At 71.4% G+C, this 15,336-nt stretch carries 21 protein-coding genes; 17 read left to right on the forward strand and 4 right to left on the reverse strand.

What is annotated here, in order from left to right; all coding sequences use genetic code 11:
* From AB0H87_RS25000 to AB0H87_RS25040, 9 genes are all read left to right on the forward strand, one after another.
* On the forward strand, window positions 1-359 hold a 359-nt coding region (locus AB0H87_RS25000), incomplete at its 5' end, for a hypothetical protein (RefSeq protein WP_360150179.1).
* Window positions 356-1,861 carry a hypothetical protein gene (locus AB0H87_RS25005; RefSeq protein ID WP_360150182.1) on the forward strand — a complete coding sequence of 502 codons (1,506 nt, stop codon included), beginning with the start codon at window positions 356-358 and terminating at the stop codon, window positions 1,859-1,861. The genes AB0H87_RS25000 and AB0H87_RS25005, both read left to right, overlap by 4 nt.
* A gap of 18 nt (window positions 1,862-1,879) precedes the next feature.
* Window positions 1,880-2,611 carry a sugar phosphate nucleotidyltransferase gene (locus AB0H87_RS25010; protein WP_360150185.1) on the forward strand — a complete coding sequence of 244 codons (732 nt, stop codon included), beginning with the start codon at window positions 1,880-1,882 and terminating at the stop codon, window positions 2,609-2,611.
* The gene (locus AB0H87_RS25015; RefSeq protein WP_360150188.1) at window positions 2,608-3,501 is read left to right on the forward strand and encodes an NAD(P)-dependent oxidoreductase; all 894 of its coding nucleotides are present in this window, start codon (window positions 2,608-2,610) and stop codon (window positions 3,499-3,501) included. The genes AB0H87_RS25010 and AB0H87_RS25015 overlap by 4 nt, the downstream gene beginning before the upstream one ends.
* A gap of 17 nt (window positions 3,502-3,518) precedes the next feature.
* A complete protein-coding gene (locus AB0H87_RS25020; RefSeq protein WP_360150191.1) occupies window positions 3,519-4,505 on the forward strand; it encodes an endo alpha-1,4 polygalactosaminidase in 987 nt (328 codons plus the stop codon).
* A gap of 15 nt (window positions 4,506-4,520) precedes the next feature.
* Window positions 4,521-5,831 carry a nucleotide sugar dehydrogenase gene (locus AB0H87_RS25025; protein ID WP_360150194.1) on the forward strand — a complete coding sequence of 437 codons (1,311 nt, stop codon included), beginning with the start codon at window positions 4,521-4,523 and terminating at the stop codon, window positions 5,829-5,831.
* Complete coding sequence (locus AB0H87_RS25030; protein WP_360150197.1) at window positions 5,828-6,793, forward strand: NAD-dependent epimerase/dehydratase family protein; 966 nt, start codon at window positions 5,828-5,830, stop codon at window positions 6,791-6,793. Before AB0H87_RS25025 ends, AB0H87_RS25030 begins: the two co-directional genes overlap by 4 nt.
* Window positions 6,790-7,485 carry a hypothetical protein gene (locus AB0H87_RS25035; RefSeq protein ID WP_360150200.1) on the forward strand — a complete coding sequence of 232 codons (696 nt, stop codon included), beginning with the start codon at window positions 6,790-6,792 and terminating at the stop codon, window positions 7,483-7,485. Before AB0H87_RS25030 ends, AB0H87_RS25035 begins: the two co-directional genes overlap by 4 nt.
* A 229-nt stretch (window positions 7,486-7,714) precedes the next feature.
* Window positions 7,715-8,251 carry an SUKH-4 family immunity protein gene (locus AB0H87_RS25040; protein ID WP_360150203.1) on the forward strand — a complete coding sequence of 179 codons (537 nt, stop codon included), beginning with the start codon at window positions 7,715-7,717 and terminating at the stop codon, window positions 8,249-8,251.
* A 256-nt stretch (window positions 8,252-8,507) separates the two neighbouring features.
* Here AB0H87_RS25040 and AB0H87_RS25045 read toward each other — a convergent pair whose 3' ends face one another.
* The gene (locus AB0H87_RS25045; RefSeq protein WP_360150206.1) at window positions 8,508-8,933 is read right to left on the reverse strand and encodes a hypothetical protein; all 426 of its coding nucleotides are present in this window, start codon (window positions 8,931-8,933) and stop codon (window positions 8,508-8,510) included.
* 79 nt (window positions 8,934-9,012) lie between these two features.
* Between AB0H87_RS25045 and AB0H87_RS25050 the strand changes: the two genes are divergently transcribed.
* Both AB0H87_RS25050 and AB0H87_RS25055 read left to right on the forward strand, forming a co-directional pair.
* Window positions 9,013-9,699 (forward strand): hypothetical protein, encoded by a 687-nt coding sequence (locus AB0H87_RS25050; protein ID WP_360150209.1) that lies wholly within the window; start codon window positions 9,013-9,015, stop codon window positions 9,697-9,699.
* Window positions 9,700-9,707: 8 nt separating this feature from the next.
* Window positions 9,708-10,571 (forward strand): hypothetical protein, encoded by an 864-nt coding sequence (locus AB0H87_RS25055; protein ID WP_360150212.1) that lies wholly within the window; start codon window positions 9,708-9,710, stop codon window positions 10,569-10,571.
* A gap of 7 nt (window positions 10,572-10,578) precedes the next feature.
* Here AB0H87_RS25055 and AB0H87_RS25060 read toward each other — a convergent pair whose 3' ends face one another.
* On the reverse strand, window positions 10,579-11,346 hold the full coding sequence (locus AB0H87_RS25060) for a methyltransferase domain-containing protein (protein WP_360150215.1): 768 nt from the start codon (window positions 11,344-11,346) through the stop codon (window positions 10,579-10,581).
* 25 nt (window positions 11,347-11,371) lie between these two features.
* Window positions 11,372-11,782, reverse strand: a complete 411-nt coding sequence (locus AB0H87_RS25065; protein WP_360150218.1) for a RidA family protein — start codon at window positions 11,780-11,782, stop codon at window positions 11,372-11,374.
* 304 nt (window positions 11,783-12,086) lie between these two features.
* Here AB0H87_RS25065 and AB0H87_RS25070 point away from each other — a divergent pair, with 304 nt between their 5' ends.
* Together AB0H87_RS25070 and AB0H87_RS25075 are read left to right on the forward strand one after the other, a co-directional pair.
* Entirely contained in the window at window positions 12,087-12,584 is a 498-nt protein-coding gene (locus AB0H87_RS25070; RefSeq protein WP_360150221.1) for a hypothetical protein, read from the forward strand.
* A 65-nt stretch (window positions 12,585-12,649) separates the two neighbouring features.
* Complete coding sequence (locus AB0H87_RS25075) at window positions 12,650-13,177, forward strand: hypothetical protein (protein ID WP_360150224.1); 528 nt, start codon at window positions 12,650-12,652, stop codon at window positions 13,175-13,177.
* Between the two features lie 15 nt (window positions 13,178-13,192).
* Here the strand turns inward: AB0H87_RS25075 and AB0H87_RS25080 are convergent, their stop codons facing one another.
* A complete protein-coding gene (locus AB0H87_RS25080; protein WP_360150227.1) occupies window positions 13,193-13,402 on the reverse strand; it encodes a hypothetical protein in 210 nt (69 codons plus the stop codon).
* A gap of 26 nt (window positions 13,403-13,428) precedes the next feature.
* On the opposite strand from AB0H87_RS25080, the gene AB0H87_RS25085 reads away from it, so the two are divergent.
* The 4 genes from AB0H87_RS25085 to AB0H87_RS25100 all read left to right on the forward strand — a co-directional run.
* The gene (locus AB0H87_RS25085; RefSeq protein ID WP_360150230.1) at window positions 13,429-13,992 is read left to right on the forward strand and encodes a hypothetical protein; all 564 of its coding nucleotides are present in this window, start codon (window positions 13,429-13,431) and stop codon (window positions 13,990-13,992) included.
* Window positions 13,989-14,465 (forward strand): roadblock/LC7 domain-containing protein, encoded by a 477-nt coding sequence (locus AB0H87_RS25090; RefSeq protein ID WP_360150233.1) that lies wholly within the window; start codon window positions 13,989-13,991, stop codon window positions 14,463-14,465. The genes AB0H87_RS25085 and AB0H87_RS25090 overlap by 4 nt, the downstream gene beginning before the upstream one ends.
* Window positions 14,462-14,923 (forward strand): DUF742 domain-containing protein, encoded by a 462-nt coding sequence (locus tag AB0H87_RS25095; protein ID WP_360150236.1) that lies wholly within the window; start codon window positions 14,462-14,464, stop codon window positions 14,921-14,923. Before AB0H87_RS25090 ends, AB0H87_RS25095 begins: the two co-directional genes overlap by 4 nt.
* A gap of 109 nt (window positions 14,924-15,032) precedes the next feature.
* Window positions 15,033-15,336: ATP/GTP-binding protein (locus AB0H87_RS25100; RefSeq protein ID WP_360150239.1), on the forward strand; the 304-nt coding region annotated here is incomplete at its 3' end.

The raw sequence follows: 15,336 nt of genomic DNA on the forward strand, positions 1-15,336 counted from the left end.
CGTCGTCGAGCAGCTCGTCGCTCCAACCGAGCACGGCGCGCAGCGACCGGTGCCGCTCGGCGCCGCCCCGGCCGCCGTCCAGCAGGCGCAGGGCGCTGGCCCAGTCGCTGGACGCCTACCGCAACCTCTACGAGCGGCTCTCGAACCCCGAGCTCACCGCCGAGCCGGCCGCGGCACCCGCGGACGTCGTGTACGTGGGCCGCGTGGCCGTCTCCCGTTACGTCGGCCGGGTGGCCAAGGAGCTCACCGACAGACCGCCCGTCGAGGCCGACAAGGTGTACGTGGGCCGGGCGGCGATCGAACGCTACGTCGGCCGCGTGGCCCAGGAAGCCGTCGAGTCCGAGGAGCGGGCCGCATGACCCTGACCGCGGGCCCGCGCGCGCCCATCATGGCCGCCGCCCGGTCGTACGCCGCCGACGCGACCATCGCCATCACGTCCGGGATGGTGGTGACCGCGGAGACGGGCACCAGGCCGCGCTCCGGCGACCCGCTCGACGACCTCGTCGACCGGGTCCGTGAGACGGCCAAGGAAGCGGTCGACGCCCTGCAGGTCGCCGCGCTGCTCGAGGCCGACGGGGTGACCGACCGGGCGGCGCGGGCGGTGTTCGGCTACACCGACGTGTTCGACCTCGCCGACGCGGTGTTCCGCCGCGCCGGCGGTGGGGTGCGCCGGCTGCGGCCTGTCGGCCCGCCGGTCCGCGACCTCGCGCGGGCCGCCCGGGAGATCTTCCACGGGCCGCTCTACCTGTTGCCCGGTGCGCTGTTCCCGGCCGTGGCCGCGATCATCGCGCCCCGGCCCCTGCTGTTCGCCCTCGTGGTGGCCGGCGCGCTGGGCTGGGTCTGGGCGGCGGGCGCGACCTGGCTCGCCTACCAGTGCCTCAACGTCGACGACCAGCGCACCGCGGGTCGGGTGCTGGCCTGGTCGACGCTGCTCGGGCTGGTGGTGGCCGGGCTCGCCGGTGTCGGCGTGACGATGGTGGTCGGCGGTGGGCTGATCGCCGCGGCGCTGGTGCCGGGCGTGATGGCGTACCAGATGGCCAGCACCATCCTGGTCTTCTACCGCCTCGAGGTCTGGCTCGCCGTGCTGGTCGCCCCGGCCGCCGCGGTGGGCGTCGCGTACGTGCTCGAGGAGGTCACGCTCGGCTGGGCGCTGATCGCCGTGGCCGCCTGTGTCACGGCCGCCCTGCTGTTCGGGGTGTGGCGGTCGTGGCGGGCCGGCGTGGGCCGCACGATCTCCGTGGTCGGCGGCTTCCGCGGGCTGTTCCGGGGCCGGGTCGGCGCGCTGGCCTGGATCCTGCTCTACAACGCGCTCGCGGCGGCGTTCCTGCTGCACGCGCAGGCGCCGTACCTGCTGTCGCAGGTCGACGTCGTCGTGGTCGGCCTCGGGCTCATCGTGACGATGGGCGTCGTGGAGTGGCGGGCCCGCCGCTTCACGGAGGAGGCCAGGCGGCTGCTCACCCGGGTCCGCTACCCACGCGATTTCCACCGGCGCGTCTGGCTGCTGCTCGCCGGCAACGTGGTCGCCTGCTGGCTGACCACGGCCCTGTTCTCGGCGGCGCTCGTCGCTCTGCTGTGGACGAACGACCGGCTCAGCACCGCCGTCCTCGCGATGGCAGGCGCTCAGGTGCTGATGGCCGGTGCGTACCTCACGGCTTTCGTGCTCGCCAACCACCTGCGCTACGGGTGGCTGTGCGGCGGTCTCGCGGTGGCCGTCGCGGCCAGCCTGGGCGCGCCGTACGTACTCGGGACGTCCCCCGACGTTCCCTCGACCGTGTTCTACCTGGGCAGCGCCGTACTGCTGCAGATCCTCCTGCTCGTGGGTCTGACGCCGGTGCTGGGCCAGGTCTCCCGTTACCGCTGAGAATCCTGGGGGGAAGACATGCACGCGGTGATCCTTGCTGGTGGCAAGGGTGTGCGGCTGCGGCCGTACACCACGGCGCTGCCGAAGCCACTGGTCCCGATCGGCGACCGCTACGCGATCCTGGAGATCATCCTGCAACAGCTGGCGGACCAGGGCTTCCGCTCGGTGACCATCGCCATCAACCATCTCGGTGAGCTCATCCGCGCGTTCGTCGCGGACGGGGCGCGCTGGGGCCTGCGGGTGGACTACGTCGAGGAGACGATTCCACTGTCGACGGTCGGGCCGCTGTTCGGCATGACCGACCGACTACCGGAGCAGTTCCTCGTGATGAACGGCGACGTACTCACCGACCTCGACTACCGGGGACTGATCGACCGGCACACCGCCTCGGGCGCACCGCTCACGGTGGCGACCTTCACCCGGACGGTGAAGATCGACTTTGGGGTGCTCGGCCTGGAGAGCGGCAAGATCGTCGGGTTCACCGAGAAGCCGACCTATCGCTACCCGGTCAGCATGGGCGTCTACGGCATGTCCCGGAGCACGCTGCTGCCGTACCCGGCCGGCCTGTCGTTCGGCTTCGACCAGCTCATCACCGACCTGATGAACCAGGGCGCGTTCCCGTCGACGTACGCGTTCGACGGCTTCTGGCTCGACATCGGGCGGCCCGAGGACTACGACGAGGCCAACCGCACGTTCGGCGAGCTGGAGCCGATGCTGCTGCCGGCGCGCACCCGGGCGGCGGCCGCATGAGGGTCCTGCTCTTCGGCGCGTCCGGGTTCCTCGGGGGTCACGTCCGCCGGGTGCTGGCGGCCGACGCGCGGGTGACCGCGGTCGACTGCCCCGGGCGCGCCCGCCACGACCTCGTCGACGGCGGCGTCGACGCGCTGACCGACCTGGTCCGCGCCGCCGCGCCGGACGCGGTGGTGAACTGCACCGGCCGCCTCAGCGGCACCGGGCACGACCTCACCGCGGCCAACACGCTCGTCACGGCGAAGCTCGTCGAGGCGGTCGCCACGGCCGCACCCGGCGCCCGGCTGGTCCGGCTCGGTTCCGCGAGTGAGTACGGCGTGGTCCCGCACGGCGCCGCGGTCGCGGAGACCGACCCGTGCGAACCGGTCAGCGAGTACGGCGTGACCCACCTCGCCGCGACCCGCCTGCTCGGCCTCGCCACGGCGGCGGGCCGGGTCGACGGCGTGACGCTGCGGGTGTTCAACCCCGTCGGCGCCGGCATGCACCCGGACAACCTGCTCGGCCGGGCCGCCGCGCTGATCCACGCCGCCGCGCGCGACGGTGCCGACCACGTCACGCTCGCGTCGCTCGGCGCGCACCGCGACTTCGTCGACGTCCGCGACGCGGCGGCTGCCGTAGCGGCCGCCGTGCTGGTGACCGACCCGCGGGTTCGCGTCTTCAACGTCGCGAGCGGCACGGCGGTCACCTGCCGCGAGGCCGTCGAGGTGCTCGCGAAGGTGGCCGGGTGGTCCGGCGAGATCCGCGAGCGTGGCCTCGGGCCGGCCCGGTCGGTCGCCGTCGACTGGATGCTCGGCGACATCTCCCGCTCCCAGGCCGTGCTCGGCTGGCAGCCGGCGCACACCCTCGGCGACGCGCTGTCGGACGTGTGGGCCGGGGTCGGTGGCAACTGACCATGTGGGGCCGTCGCATGCTGGCATCGCTGTGGGTGTGTCTGCTCGCCGCGGCGGTGCCGGCGTGCTCCGGCGGGCCGGAAACGCCGGCGATCCCGTCGCCTTCCGGGGGCGCCGTGCCGGCGTCGCCTGACCCGGCCGACGGGGTCGCCGGCCTGGGGTCGCAACCGTCGCCACGGTCGTCCGGCGCACCGCGCCGGCCGCGGTCCTGGACGTCGGTGAAAACCTGGCTCTACCAGCTCCAGGGGTACGACGGCGGCAAGCTCGACGCCATCGCCCGGGCACCCGGTGACCTGGCCGTCGTCGACCTGGCCCGCGACGCCAGGTCGGACTGGTTCACGGCCGACGAGATCAAGGCCGTCCGCGCGTCCGGCAAGCGCGTCCTGGCCTACTTCGAGATCGGCAGCATCGAGAACTTCCGGCCCGAATATCGCGGGACCGTCGACGCCGGTCTCGAGCTCAACCGGTGGGAGGACTGGCCGGAGGAGCACTTCGTGCGCTTCTGGGAGGAGCGCTGGTGGGAGATCGCCGTCCGGCCCCGGATCGACCAGGCGCTGAAGGCCGGGTTCGACGGCGTCTACCTCGACACACCACTCGCGTACGAGGAGATCGACCTGAAGCTGGTGCCCGGCGAGAGCCGGGAGAGCCTGGCCCGGCGCATGGCCGACCTCATCGTGCGCATCAGCACGTACGCCAAGGAACGCGCCCCTGCGTTCGGCATCTTCCCGCAGAACTCGCCCGAGCTGCGTAGGCAGCCCGGCTACACCGCGGCCATCGACGGGATCGGGATGGAAGAGCTGTTCTTCCTCGCGACCGACGAGCCGTGCACCGAGAGCTGGTGCACGGAGAACCTGGCCGAAACGCGGGCCCTGCGCGCCGCCGGCAAGCTCGTGCTCGCCGTCGACTATGCCGCCCGCCGCGACAACGTCCGCACCGCGCGGGACAGGTACGCCGCCGAGCGATTCGCCGGCTGCGTCACCGTCCGCGAACTCGACCGGATCTAGTTCGGAGGAACTCCAATGCCCACGTCTGTTGGTGTCGTCGGGATGGGCTACGTCGGCCTGACCCTGACCGCCGCCCTCGCCAACAAGGGTTTCACCGTCCACGGGGTGGACGTGCAGCCCGCCGTCATCGACCTACTCAACAGCGGCAAGCCGCACATCTTCGAACCCGGGGTGGCGGAGGCCTTCCGCGAGCACGTGGGCACGAACATCTTCGTCGCCGCGGACCTCCCGAAGTCCGGTGTGGACGTCGCGGTCATCTCGGTCTCCACGCCGGTGGACGAGCAGACCCACCGCCCCAACCTCACCAACCTCGCCGCCGCGGCGCGGTTCGTCGCCGAGCAGTGCGCGCCGGGCACCCTGGTGGTCGTCCGCAGCACCGTGCCGGTCGGCACCAGCCGGCGGGTCGTGCTGCCGGCCCTGCGCGAGGCCTGGGGCGACGACGTGCGGCTGGTGATGGCGCCCGAGCGGACGATCCAGGGGCAGGCGCTGCGCGAGCTGGTCGAGCTGCCGCAGGTGGTCGGCGGGCTCGACGAGGTCTCCCGCGAGGCGGGCCTGACCTTCTTCGCCGGCCTGGCACACGAGCTGGTGCCGGTGTCCAGCCTGGAGACCGCCGAGATGGTGAAGCTCTCCAACAACTGCCACACCGACCTGATCTACTCGTACGGCAACGAGATCGCCCTGATCTCCGAGCGGCACGGGCTCGACCCACTCGAGGTGATCCGCGCGGCGAACCTCGACTACCCGCGACCGGACCTCGCGAAGCCCGGGTACGTCGGCGGCGGCTGCCTGTCGAAGGACCCGTACATCATGATCGACTCGGCCGGCGACGAGGAGCCGTTCCTCGTCGGCCGCGCCCGCGCGCTCAACGAGTTCCTGCCGCCGCACGTGGCCCGCACCGTCGTCGACCGGATCCGCGCGGTCCGCGGCTCGACCCAGGGCGCGCGGCTGGCCGTGCTCGGCTGGGCCTACAAGGGCTGGCCGCCCACCGACGACATGCGCGGCACCCCGATCGCCACGATGATGCCGGTCTTCGCCGAGGCCGGGCTGACCGTGCTCGGCCACGACCCGATGGTCACCGACGACGTCATCCGCCAGTACGGCGGCCTGCCGGTCAGCCTCGACAAGGCGTTCAGCGAGTCGGACGCGGTGCTGGTCATCAACGACCACCCGGACTACCGGGCGATCCAGATCGACTCGGTGCTGGGCGCCAACCGGCCGGCGGTCATCTACGACTCGTGGCGGATCCTGGACGAGGACGCCATCACGGCGGCCGGTGTGCAGTACGCCGGGCTGGGCTACGTCGGCCGCGCCGGGGTGACCGCATGAACGTGCTGCTGCTCGGCGGTGCGGGCTTCATCGGCCTGCACCTGGCCCGCCGGCTGCTCGCCGACGGACACCGCGTGACGATCGTCGACGACTTCTCGCGGGGCCGCGACGACCAGGAGCTCGACGCGGTCCGCGCACAACCGGGCGCCTCGATCCGGTCGGCGGACCTCACCGACCCGGCCGCGTGGGCCGCGCTGCCGCACGGCTGGGACCAGATCTACGTGCTGGCCGCCGTCGTCGGCGTGCGCAACGTGGAGCGCGACCCGTACCGGACGATCCGGGTCAACGCGCTCGTCGCCCTGCACGCGCTCGACTGGCTGCAGCCGGGCGAGAAGGTGTTCTTCTCCTCGACCAGCGAGGTCTACGCGGGCGGCGTCGATGCCGGGATCGTGCCCGTGCCGACCACCGAGGACGTCCCCGTCATGGTGCGCGACGTGACCGCGCCGCGGTTCGCGTACGCCATCAGCAAGCTCCTCGGTGAGGCCGGTTTCCTGCACGCCGCCCGGGACAAGGGCTTCGCGGCGGTCGTCGGCCGGTTCCACAACGTGTACGGGCCGCGGATGGGCGCCGACCACGTCATTCCGGAGATGGCGATGCGCTCGTTCGCGGGCGAGGACCCGTTCCGGGTGTGGGGCGCCGACCAGTTCCGGGCGTTCTGCTACGTCGACGACGCGGTCGACGCGATGCTGCGCCTGATGGCCACGCCCGCGGCCTTCGGTCAGATCGTCCACATCGGAGACGACACGCAGGAGACGAACATCGCGGACCTGGCGAAGCTGGTGCTGCGGCTGACGTCCGGCGAGGCGGCGCTGGAGCCGGTGCCGGCCCCGCCGGGCTCGGTGGCGCGCCGCCGCCCGGACCTCGGGCTCCTGCGGTCGCTGACCGGCTTCGCGCCGTCGGTCGACCTCGAGGAGGGCGTGCGCCGCACGATCGCCTGGTACCGGGAATGGTCGGCGCGATGAGCCACGACGACGCGATCGGCTTCTACTACGGCGCCGGCCAGCTGGACGCGCTGGCCCGCTACCCCCGGGTCGTGCTCCAGTCGGAGTTCTATTCCGCCGCGGAACTGGAGAGCCTGCGCGCCCGAGGCACCGAGCCGATGGGCTACCTGTCGCTGTCGGAGGACCAGGGCCCGCCGGCACCGTGGCAGCGGGAGGAGCGCAACCCGGACTGGGGCGGCGCGTTCGTCCACGTCGGACACCCGGGCTGGGTGGACCACGTGGTCGGCCAGGCGCGCGCGGAGATGGCGGCGGGGTTCACCGGGCTGTTCCTGGACACGCTCAACGTGGAGTTCACGTACCCGGAGGATCTGCCCCATCTGCTGGCGCTGATCGCCGCGATCAGGGAGGAGGCCAAACCGCGGTACCTCCTCGCCAACCGCGGCTTCGGCCTCCTCCCGCGGCTGACGGAGTTCGTCGACGGCATCCTGTTCGAGTCGTTCTCGGCCCGGTGGACGGACGACGGCTACGGCCCGTGGCCGCCGGACGTCCTGGAGCACCACGCGCAGGTGGCGGAGCAGCTGCTGCAGTACGACGTCGACCTGTACGCGTTGGACTACGCGGACACGGAGGGCCTGAGCGAGTTCGCCCGCCGGCGAGCGGCCCAGTTCGGCCTGTCCTGCTTCGTCAGCGACCGCGCCTTGTCGCTGATCTAGCTGTCGTTTTCCGGTGCCGCCGCGGTGGCCCTGTTGGTCGCCATCACCGGCGGCACCGGAAGCAGCAGGACAACGCTCACGACGGCGCCGTCTCTGCGTCGGCCGCGCGGCCCTGGCCGCGGCCGGGCACGTGGTGACGGACGCTGCGGCGAACGCCTCCGGCGCCGCGAGGCCGGGCGTCCAGCGACGCCAGGCGTGCGATCGAACTTTTACTGCCAGACTGGCCGCTGTGAGTGGAACAGAGAGGTACGCGGCCGGAGCATTGGAAGGGTGGGACGCGCGCCGGTGGTGGGGGAACCGGCTCGTCCCCGTCGCCGAGTCTTCGGTGGAAGGACGACCCGTCGGGATTTATACCTCGCACTTTCTGACGGGTGTGGGGTTTCCCGCGGAGTGCCCGCTTGAGGTGACCCTCAATCGAGATGAGCGCCTGCTCGTGCCGTTGCGGTTCCGCGACACCGACTTTCTGGTGATAGGTGACGACTACGGCACCACGCTGGTCGTGGAAGCCGGCAACGATGCGGTGTGGTCCATCAACCCGCAGCAGGACATCTTCAGGTTCGTGAACTCGAACGTGGGCCACTTCGTGGATTTCCTAGGGCTGTATCAGGCCCTTTGTGAATATGGCCGGGACCTGGGTGAGGAGCAGGAGAGCGCTCTTGTCGACGACTTTCGCGCTTGGCTACGACACCGGGACGCTGCCGCTTTCGAAGATGATGACCACTGGTGGAGCTTGATTGTCGAACAGGTGGAGGACGGGTTTTTGTAAGGCGGCTCCTCCGCTGGCGCGGCTGGGCCCGGCCATTGAGGCCAGAGCACGGGTCGCGGTCTCGCGGGGCGCCGACCCAGTTTGCCTCGTAGAGGCGGTTCGCCTCTGGCTGCGACACAGCTTGCCGGTGCCAGGCCGCTGTCGGCCGCGCCCGCACTCGCGTTGCGACCCGCCCGTGGCCCGCATCGCGCGACCAGCGGCAAGCCGATCCCGGGTGGCAAGTGAACTACGTCTGCCAGAGCCCACAAGTCGGCGGTCAGCCAAAGTCAGGTGGATCGACAGGTGCGAGCAGGTCGAGTGCCCGCGACCTCGCCAGGTTGGACTGGTCGGGATCAGCCACGTCGAACAGGCGCGCATCCGTCTCGCGCGCGAGGGCGAGCAACACGTCCAGCACGGGCGTGATCTCGTCCCGGAACTGGTGCACCCGCTCACCGTACGAGTGGTCGGTGAACTCGGTGACAACTCGCTGTATGCCGTTGGCGCCGACGTAGACGTACCCGTCGAAACTGGCCCGTTCGCCCATCCGCTCGAGTTCGACAATGTCGCCCTCCGCCATCGGCAGATCCAACTGTGGATCGTCGACGAACAGCTCGCGCAACCTGGCAGCCACCACATCGACCGGCAGATCGGTGCCAGGCTTACCGGCTTCGTCGAATCGCATCACGGTCAGTTGGTCACCCATAGCCGGCCGATCATCTCCTCTAGTCAGGGAGGTGGATCCTAGCTGCCTCTTCCAACGCCGCCGGGGCTATCGTCCGGGCGTGACCCTGTTCGTCGCAATCACCGGCGGCACCGGAAGCGGCAAGACAACGCTCGCGGCGACGTTGTCGGCCCGCTTCGGCGGCTCCCTGTCGGTGCTGTCGCTGGACGACCTAGTCCTCGGCCGCGCGGCCCTGGCAGCCGCGGGCCGCGTCGTCGGGGACTGGGACGACCCGTCGCTGTGGCGCTGGGACGACCTGCGCACCCACCTCGCGGACCTGCGCGCGGGCCGGCCGACCGCGGTGTCGGCACGCTCCCGCGAAAGCCGCGCCGCCGGCATTACGACGCTGGTGGTCGAACCCCGCCCGATCTGCGCCCTCGTGGGCCATCTGGCGCTGCACGACTCGGAGATCGCGTCGACGTTCGAGGTCCGGGTGTACCTCGACCTGCCGGAGGAAGAACTGCTCCGCCGCCGCGCGCTGCGCGCGTGGGCGGAGGAGAACCGGGAGCCGTACCTGTCCCGCACGCTGCTGCCCGCTCACCGCCGCCTGGTGGTGCCCCAGAAGACCCGCGCGACCCACATCGTCGACGCCACGAAGCCACCGACCGCGGTCCTCGACGAGGTCACCGCCATCCTCCGCGGGGCACGCGCACGATCGGAGGCCGGAGCGCCCTTGGGATCGGTCAGACCGCGCGACGCGAACTCGACGGAACCCGACTGGGGCGCGCCGACGTCACATGACGTATGACCCGACGCGTGTCGCCCGCCGTGTGCGCGGCCATCGCCGCTCTCGCACTGCTCGCCGCCTGTGCCCAACCAGGCACACCCGTCGGCGACGTCGCACCCGGCCTGGGCGCTCCGATCGCCCCTGGCGGCGCACAGGACTGGGACGGGTTCCCCGTCGACCAGAAGCCACGCCCCATCATCGTGACCGGCGGCGGCCTCGCCGAGATCTCCGGCTTCAACAGCGGCGACGGCAAGCTGGCGTTCATGACCGGCCGGATCGAACTGGCCGCGCCGCTGCCCGAGACGCCGGCGACCGTCACCGCGGACCTGCCCGACGGCCGGTTCGCGTTCCCGGCGCTGCGACCGGACGAGGCGTTCGCGCTGGTGCGTGGGCAGGGCGAGCCGGCCAACGCCCCGGACGCGAGCCCCGCGCCGATCCGGATCACGACGATCACGCTGGGCTCGGCGGAGTTCGGCACGGACCGCGGTCGGCTCCGCCTACCGGCGTGGCTGTTCGACGGGCCGGACTTCATCGAGCCGGTCGCCTGGCCGGCGCTGGCCAAGGAGGCGTTCTGGCGCTACGGCGAACCGAACGACGCCGTGACGATCGGGCCGGACCAACTGTCGCGCGAGGGCAGGCGGATCAGGTACGCGGTGCCGGGCCAGAGCAACTGCCCGAGCCAGCCGGTGATGCGCTACCGGGTAGAGGTCACCGAGACGGCGGCCACGGTCGTCCTCACCACGGTGGGCGAGGTCGTCTCGACGCCCGCCCCGGCCGCGAAGGACCAACCGTGCCTGGCGATCGGCGTAGCCGCGGTGCCGTACGACGTCGACCTGTCGGAACCGCTCGGCAACCGCGTGGTCATCGCCGCGACCGACGGCGCTCGGAACTGACGCCCGGTCATCGACAAAGCAGGAAGCCCGCGTGCGCGTCGAGGCGGAAGGTGCCCTCGCGTTCGATGATCGCGGTGATCCGTGCGCGTACCTCGCCGAGTAGGGCCGGCGCCGCGTCGCCCATCGAACCGAGCCAACGGACGACCGGCTCGGGATCGGGCACCGCGATGGTGCTGACGAAGTCGATCCGCTCGACCGTGCGGAAATGCCGCCGGGCCATCCGCTCGCCGTCCTCGAGGTTGAACCGGCGCGTCAGGTGACGCCTGGCCGGTCCGCCGGTGAGTTCGCGCACCACCTCGTCGTGCAGGTCGCGGGGCCGCCGCTTGTCCCGCGCGCCGTTGGTCGACAGCAGCACCGTGCCGTCCGGAGCCCGTACCCGCGCCAATTCCGCGACCCCGGCCTCCGGGTCGGGCACGTGGTAGAGCATGTGCATCGCGAGCACCGCACCGCACGACGCGTCGCGCACGGGCAGCGCCGCCGCGTCCGCGACGAGCGCCGGCGAACCGGCCACCAGCAGCATGCCCATCGACAGGTCGCACGCGATGGCGGCGCGGTCCGGACGATCTACCCGCAACGCGGCGCGGTAATGCCCCGGCCCGCAACCCACGTCCAACACCGGACCAGGGGCGCGATGCAGCAGGCGCACCGCGGACCCGACGAGATCGTGCCGAGGCTCCTGGTACGCGTAGAGCGCGATACGGGCATTCAACCGATCCGGTGTGGCGTACTCGCGGGTGGTCAGCACCGTGCGGTCGGCCAGCTCGTCGAGCACCATGCCGCCCACCGTAACGGCGCACGGGTCAACGTCGCTCCGCGTCGTCGACGACCGCGATGGCGTCGACCTCGAGGAGATAGTCCGGGCTGGACAGCGAGGCAACCCCGACCAGCGTGTCGGTCGGCTTGTGATCGCCGAACAACGCGACCCTTCCCTGCTCGATCTGCGCCAGATGCTCGCGCTTGTAGTCGGCGACGAAAATGGTCAGCCTGGCCACCTGATCGGGCCGAGCACCAGCGGCCGCGAGCGCATGCCCGATGTTGACGAAAACCTGCCGCGCCTGAGCCACCATGTCACCGCGCCCGACAAGGTTCCCATCGCTGTCCTCGGCCACCTGCCCGGCAACAAACACCATCCGGGTCCCGGTGGCGACAACGACATGACTGTAAGTCAGCGGCTCGTCGATCTCCGGCGGGTTGACGGCTTCCAACGCCATTGCAACGTCCTCCCGTAGACGGAGAGATCAATGTATCCGAGGAGAAACCCGCACCGTCACGGTGGCTGTCGAGCCGCGCCGATCTGCGCCCTGGTGGGCACCTGGCTTGTTGCACGACGCGGCGATCGCCGCGACTTGCGCGCTCCGGGTCAACCTGGACCCGGCGGAAGCGGAGTTACTCCGGCGCCAGGTCGCCACCATCATCAGTGCCATCGGTTGATGTGGACAGCGGGCAGGTAACGCCGCTGCTGGCTTTGTTGCCTTTGCATCCACATGCGACCATTGCCCGGTCGAGAGGCAGGCGATGTCACGAAAGCGTCGGCGGTCGGGCAAGGATCCCGAGATCGCGGCGGCAGAGATCGGCGCCCGCGCAACCATCTTGGCGGCGTCCATCGGCGCGGTCGCGACGCGAGACGCGGCCCGCCGGAACTGGAACGCCGTTGTGTTGGGTGCCTTGATCGCTGGTTTCTGCGCCCTGGGGGTGGCTGGCGTTGCCGCGTTGCCCGGTCTCTTGCCGTCATCTGCCGCCGGGCCCGTGGATCCGGCAATCGCGGCAGGTCCGAGTCCGTCCGACCGTTCGGCGGACTATGTGCGTGACGCCGAGGTCCAGCGGAGGCTGGCCCAGGCCAGTGACCTCGCTGGTTACGCGCTCAGCATCAATTGCGACGGCATTCCGAAGGCCACCGCTCGCGCAAAGTGCCAGCGGATGAAGGCGGCGAAGCTGGTGGACGCCGAAGAACTGCGGAAGAGCGTGCTCGTGGCCGCCAGCAGGGGATCTTCCAAGATCGAAATCACCGGCTGACCACGTCCATGACCTTGCTGCGGGCGCTTCCCCTCCGGAGTCGGCCGCGTCTTGTAGCCGCGTTGGTGACTTTCGTGCTGTTCGCCGGCTACCTGACGACCGCGCTCACGCATCGGCTCGACCACGGCGGCTCATGGTGGCAGGACGGCGCGGCGGAGGTCCGCACGGAGTCCGAGCGGACGCAGTTGGTCTTCACGTTCTATCCGGGCGACCGGATGACGTTCGGCACGACGATCCGCAACCCCCGCCCGTGGCCGGTGACCATCACCGGCGTGGCGGACGACGGCGACCACATCTTCAGAGTGTCGAGCGTGACGATGAACCGCCCTGGCGACGCCGGGTACGTGAACTTCGACTCGACCACCGCGGTGGCGTTCCAACCGGTCAACCTAGGCCCCGGCGAGGAACCGCCGGTCTTCGTCACGGTCACGATGCCGGACGTCCAGTTCGGCGAGGGATCGGGCCTCGTCTTCGACGACGTCGCGGTCTCCTTCAACGCCTTGGGCCTGCCGCGCCACCAGCAGGTCCCGCTGGGTTACCGCGTCTGGGTTCGCGCACCGAACGGCTACGTCCCACGCCGCGTCGGCGACTGACGATCAGCGGGGCCCCTACCCCGAGACGCCGTGCAGCAGGTAGTCGGGGTCGTCGTGGATCGCACGACTGTCGCTCTGGTCCAGCGCGAGCCACTCCCGCGCGGCCCGCGTCATGACGGCCTCGGCCTGCTCGGTCTCGTCCGGTTTCAGCCGGACCCGGTCGGTCAGCGCACGCCACAGGGCGCAGAGGCTCCCCGCCCGCCGACCAGGAAACGCCCGAGCCACCCCGGGCCGCCGCGCCGGTCATCCCTGTGCCGCCGGCCAAGCCCGCCCGGCCCGGCAAGCCGCCGAAGGGCAAGGCGAAGCCGGCTCCGGAGCTGTCCGACGAGGAGACCCAGGCCGTCCTGCGCCGCCGGGTGCCCGGCGCCCAGCTCCCGGTCGCCGACCCCGAGCCGACGCCGACCTCCGGCCCACCGTCGCCGGCCGACCCGGCCGCCGCCCGCGCGCTGGTCGAGGAGTTCGAGGCCGGCGTCCGGTACGCCGAGCGGCAGGTCCGCGGCGGCTCGGTCCCGGGCGCCAAGCCCGTCAACGGCGGCACCAACGGAGCCAACGGCGGAGCCCGCGCGACGGCCACGACCGGGGCCGCCCCGACCACCAACCGCAAGCCCGCGGCGGGCCAATCCGGCCAGCCGTTGCGCCGGCGCCAACCCGGCGCCACGCTGGACGACCCGGGGGTCACCACCGAGCGCCCGACGTCCGACCAACCCCCGGATCCGGACGCCGCACGTGACCTGGTCCAACAGTTCGAATCCGGTGTGGCGCGGGCCATGCGCCAGATCAGCTCCGGCCTTGGCGACGAAGAGGGAACCCGATGACGAGCCCGTACATCCACGAAAGCATCGAGCGGCCGGATGCGGACGTGTCCAACGGCCAGCTCAGCCAAGAGGCGCAGACGTTCAACTGGCTGCTCGACTCGTTCACCTCGGGCACCGCGGGTGTCCTGGAAGCCATCGCCGTGTCCAGCGACGGCCTGCTGATGGCGATGTCGGCGATCAAGGACCGGGCCAACGCCGAGCGGCTGGCCGCGATCGTGTCCGGCATGACCAGCCTGGCCGGCGGCGCCGCCAACTGGTACGCGCTGGGCGGACTCAACCGCGTGATCGTCGACATGGCCGACGGCTACCTGCTGATCACCTCGATCAGCAGCGGCTCGGTGCTCGGCGTGATCGCCGACCGGTCGGCCAACCTGGGCACGCTCGCCTACGAGATGACGCTGTTCGCGAGCCGGGCCGGCGGCGCACTGACCCCGCGCCTGATCGCCGAGCTGAAGAACTCCGTGCAGTCATGACGGCGCCGCAGGACCCCGAGCCGGGTACGGGCGTGCGCCCGTACCTGCAGGCGGGGTTGCCCGGTGGTGAGGGCGGCCCGGCACCTCCCCGCGACGCGGCGCCGGCCTCGGCGGACGTGTCGGCCGCGCTGCGCCCGTTCGTGCTGACCTCCGGTCGGGTGGTCGGCGTCGACCCGGCGATCGGCATGGAGACGCAGGTGACCGTCCACGAGGGACCCGCGCGTACGCACCTGCCGAGCAGCGCCCGCGAACTGCACGCGATCGTGGCGCTCTGCGTGGCGCCCATGTCGGTGGCCGAGATCTCGGCCAAGTTGCGCATGCACCTCGGGGTGACCCGGGTGCTGGTCGGAGACCTGCGGGCGACCGGCCACCTGGATGTACACACGTTGGATGTCGCTGACCCTCGCGACCCGGAGACGATTCGGCGGGTGATCCGTGGACTACGTGCGATCTCCTGAGTGGCCGCTGACCACCGACCGCCCGCCGGCCGGTGGCTACGAGCCGGAGCCCGGCGGGCGCCATCGGGAGCAACAGTCTGCCTACGCGCCCAACGTGGGGTGGCATCACATCGGCCCGACGGCGCCGACCGTCGACGCACGCGTGGTCGGCCCGCCCGTGAAGCGGCGCCGGGCGCCCATTCCCGTCAAGATCGTCATCGCCGGCGGCTTCGGGGTCGGCAAGACCACCACGGTCGGCGCGATCTCGGAAATCGCCCCGCTGACCACCGAGGCGGAGATGACCACCGCCTCGATCGGCGTCGACGACCTGCATCCCGAGTCGACGAAGACCACCACCACGGTCGCCATGGACTTCGGCTGCGTGACCATCGACGGGAGCCTCAAGCTCTATCTGTTCGGTACGCCAGGCCAGT

Source organism: Asanoa sp. NPDC050611, assembly GCF_040654855.1.
In the GTDB taxonomy this organism is placed as follows: Bacteria; Actinomycetota; Actinomycetes; order Mycobacteriales; family Micromonosporaceae; genus Asanoa.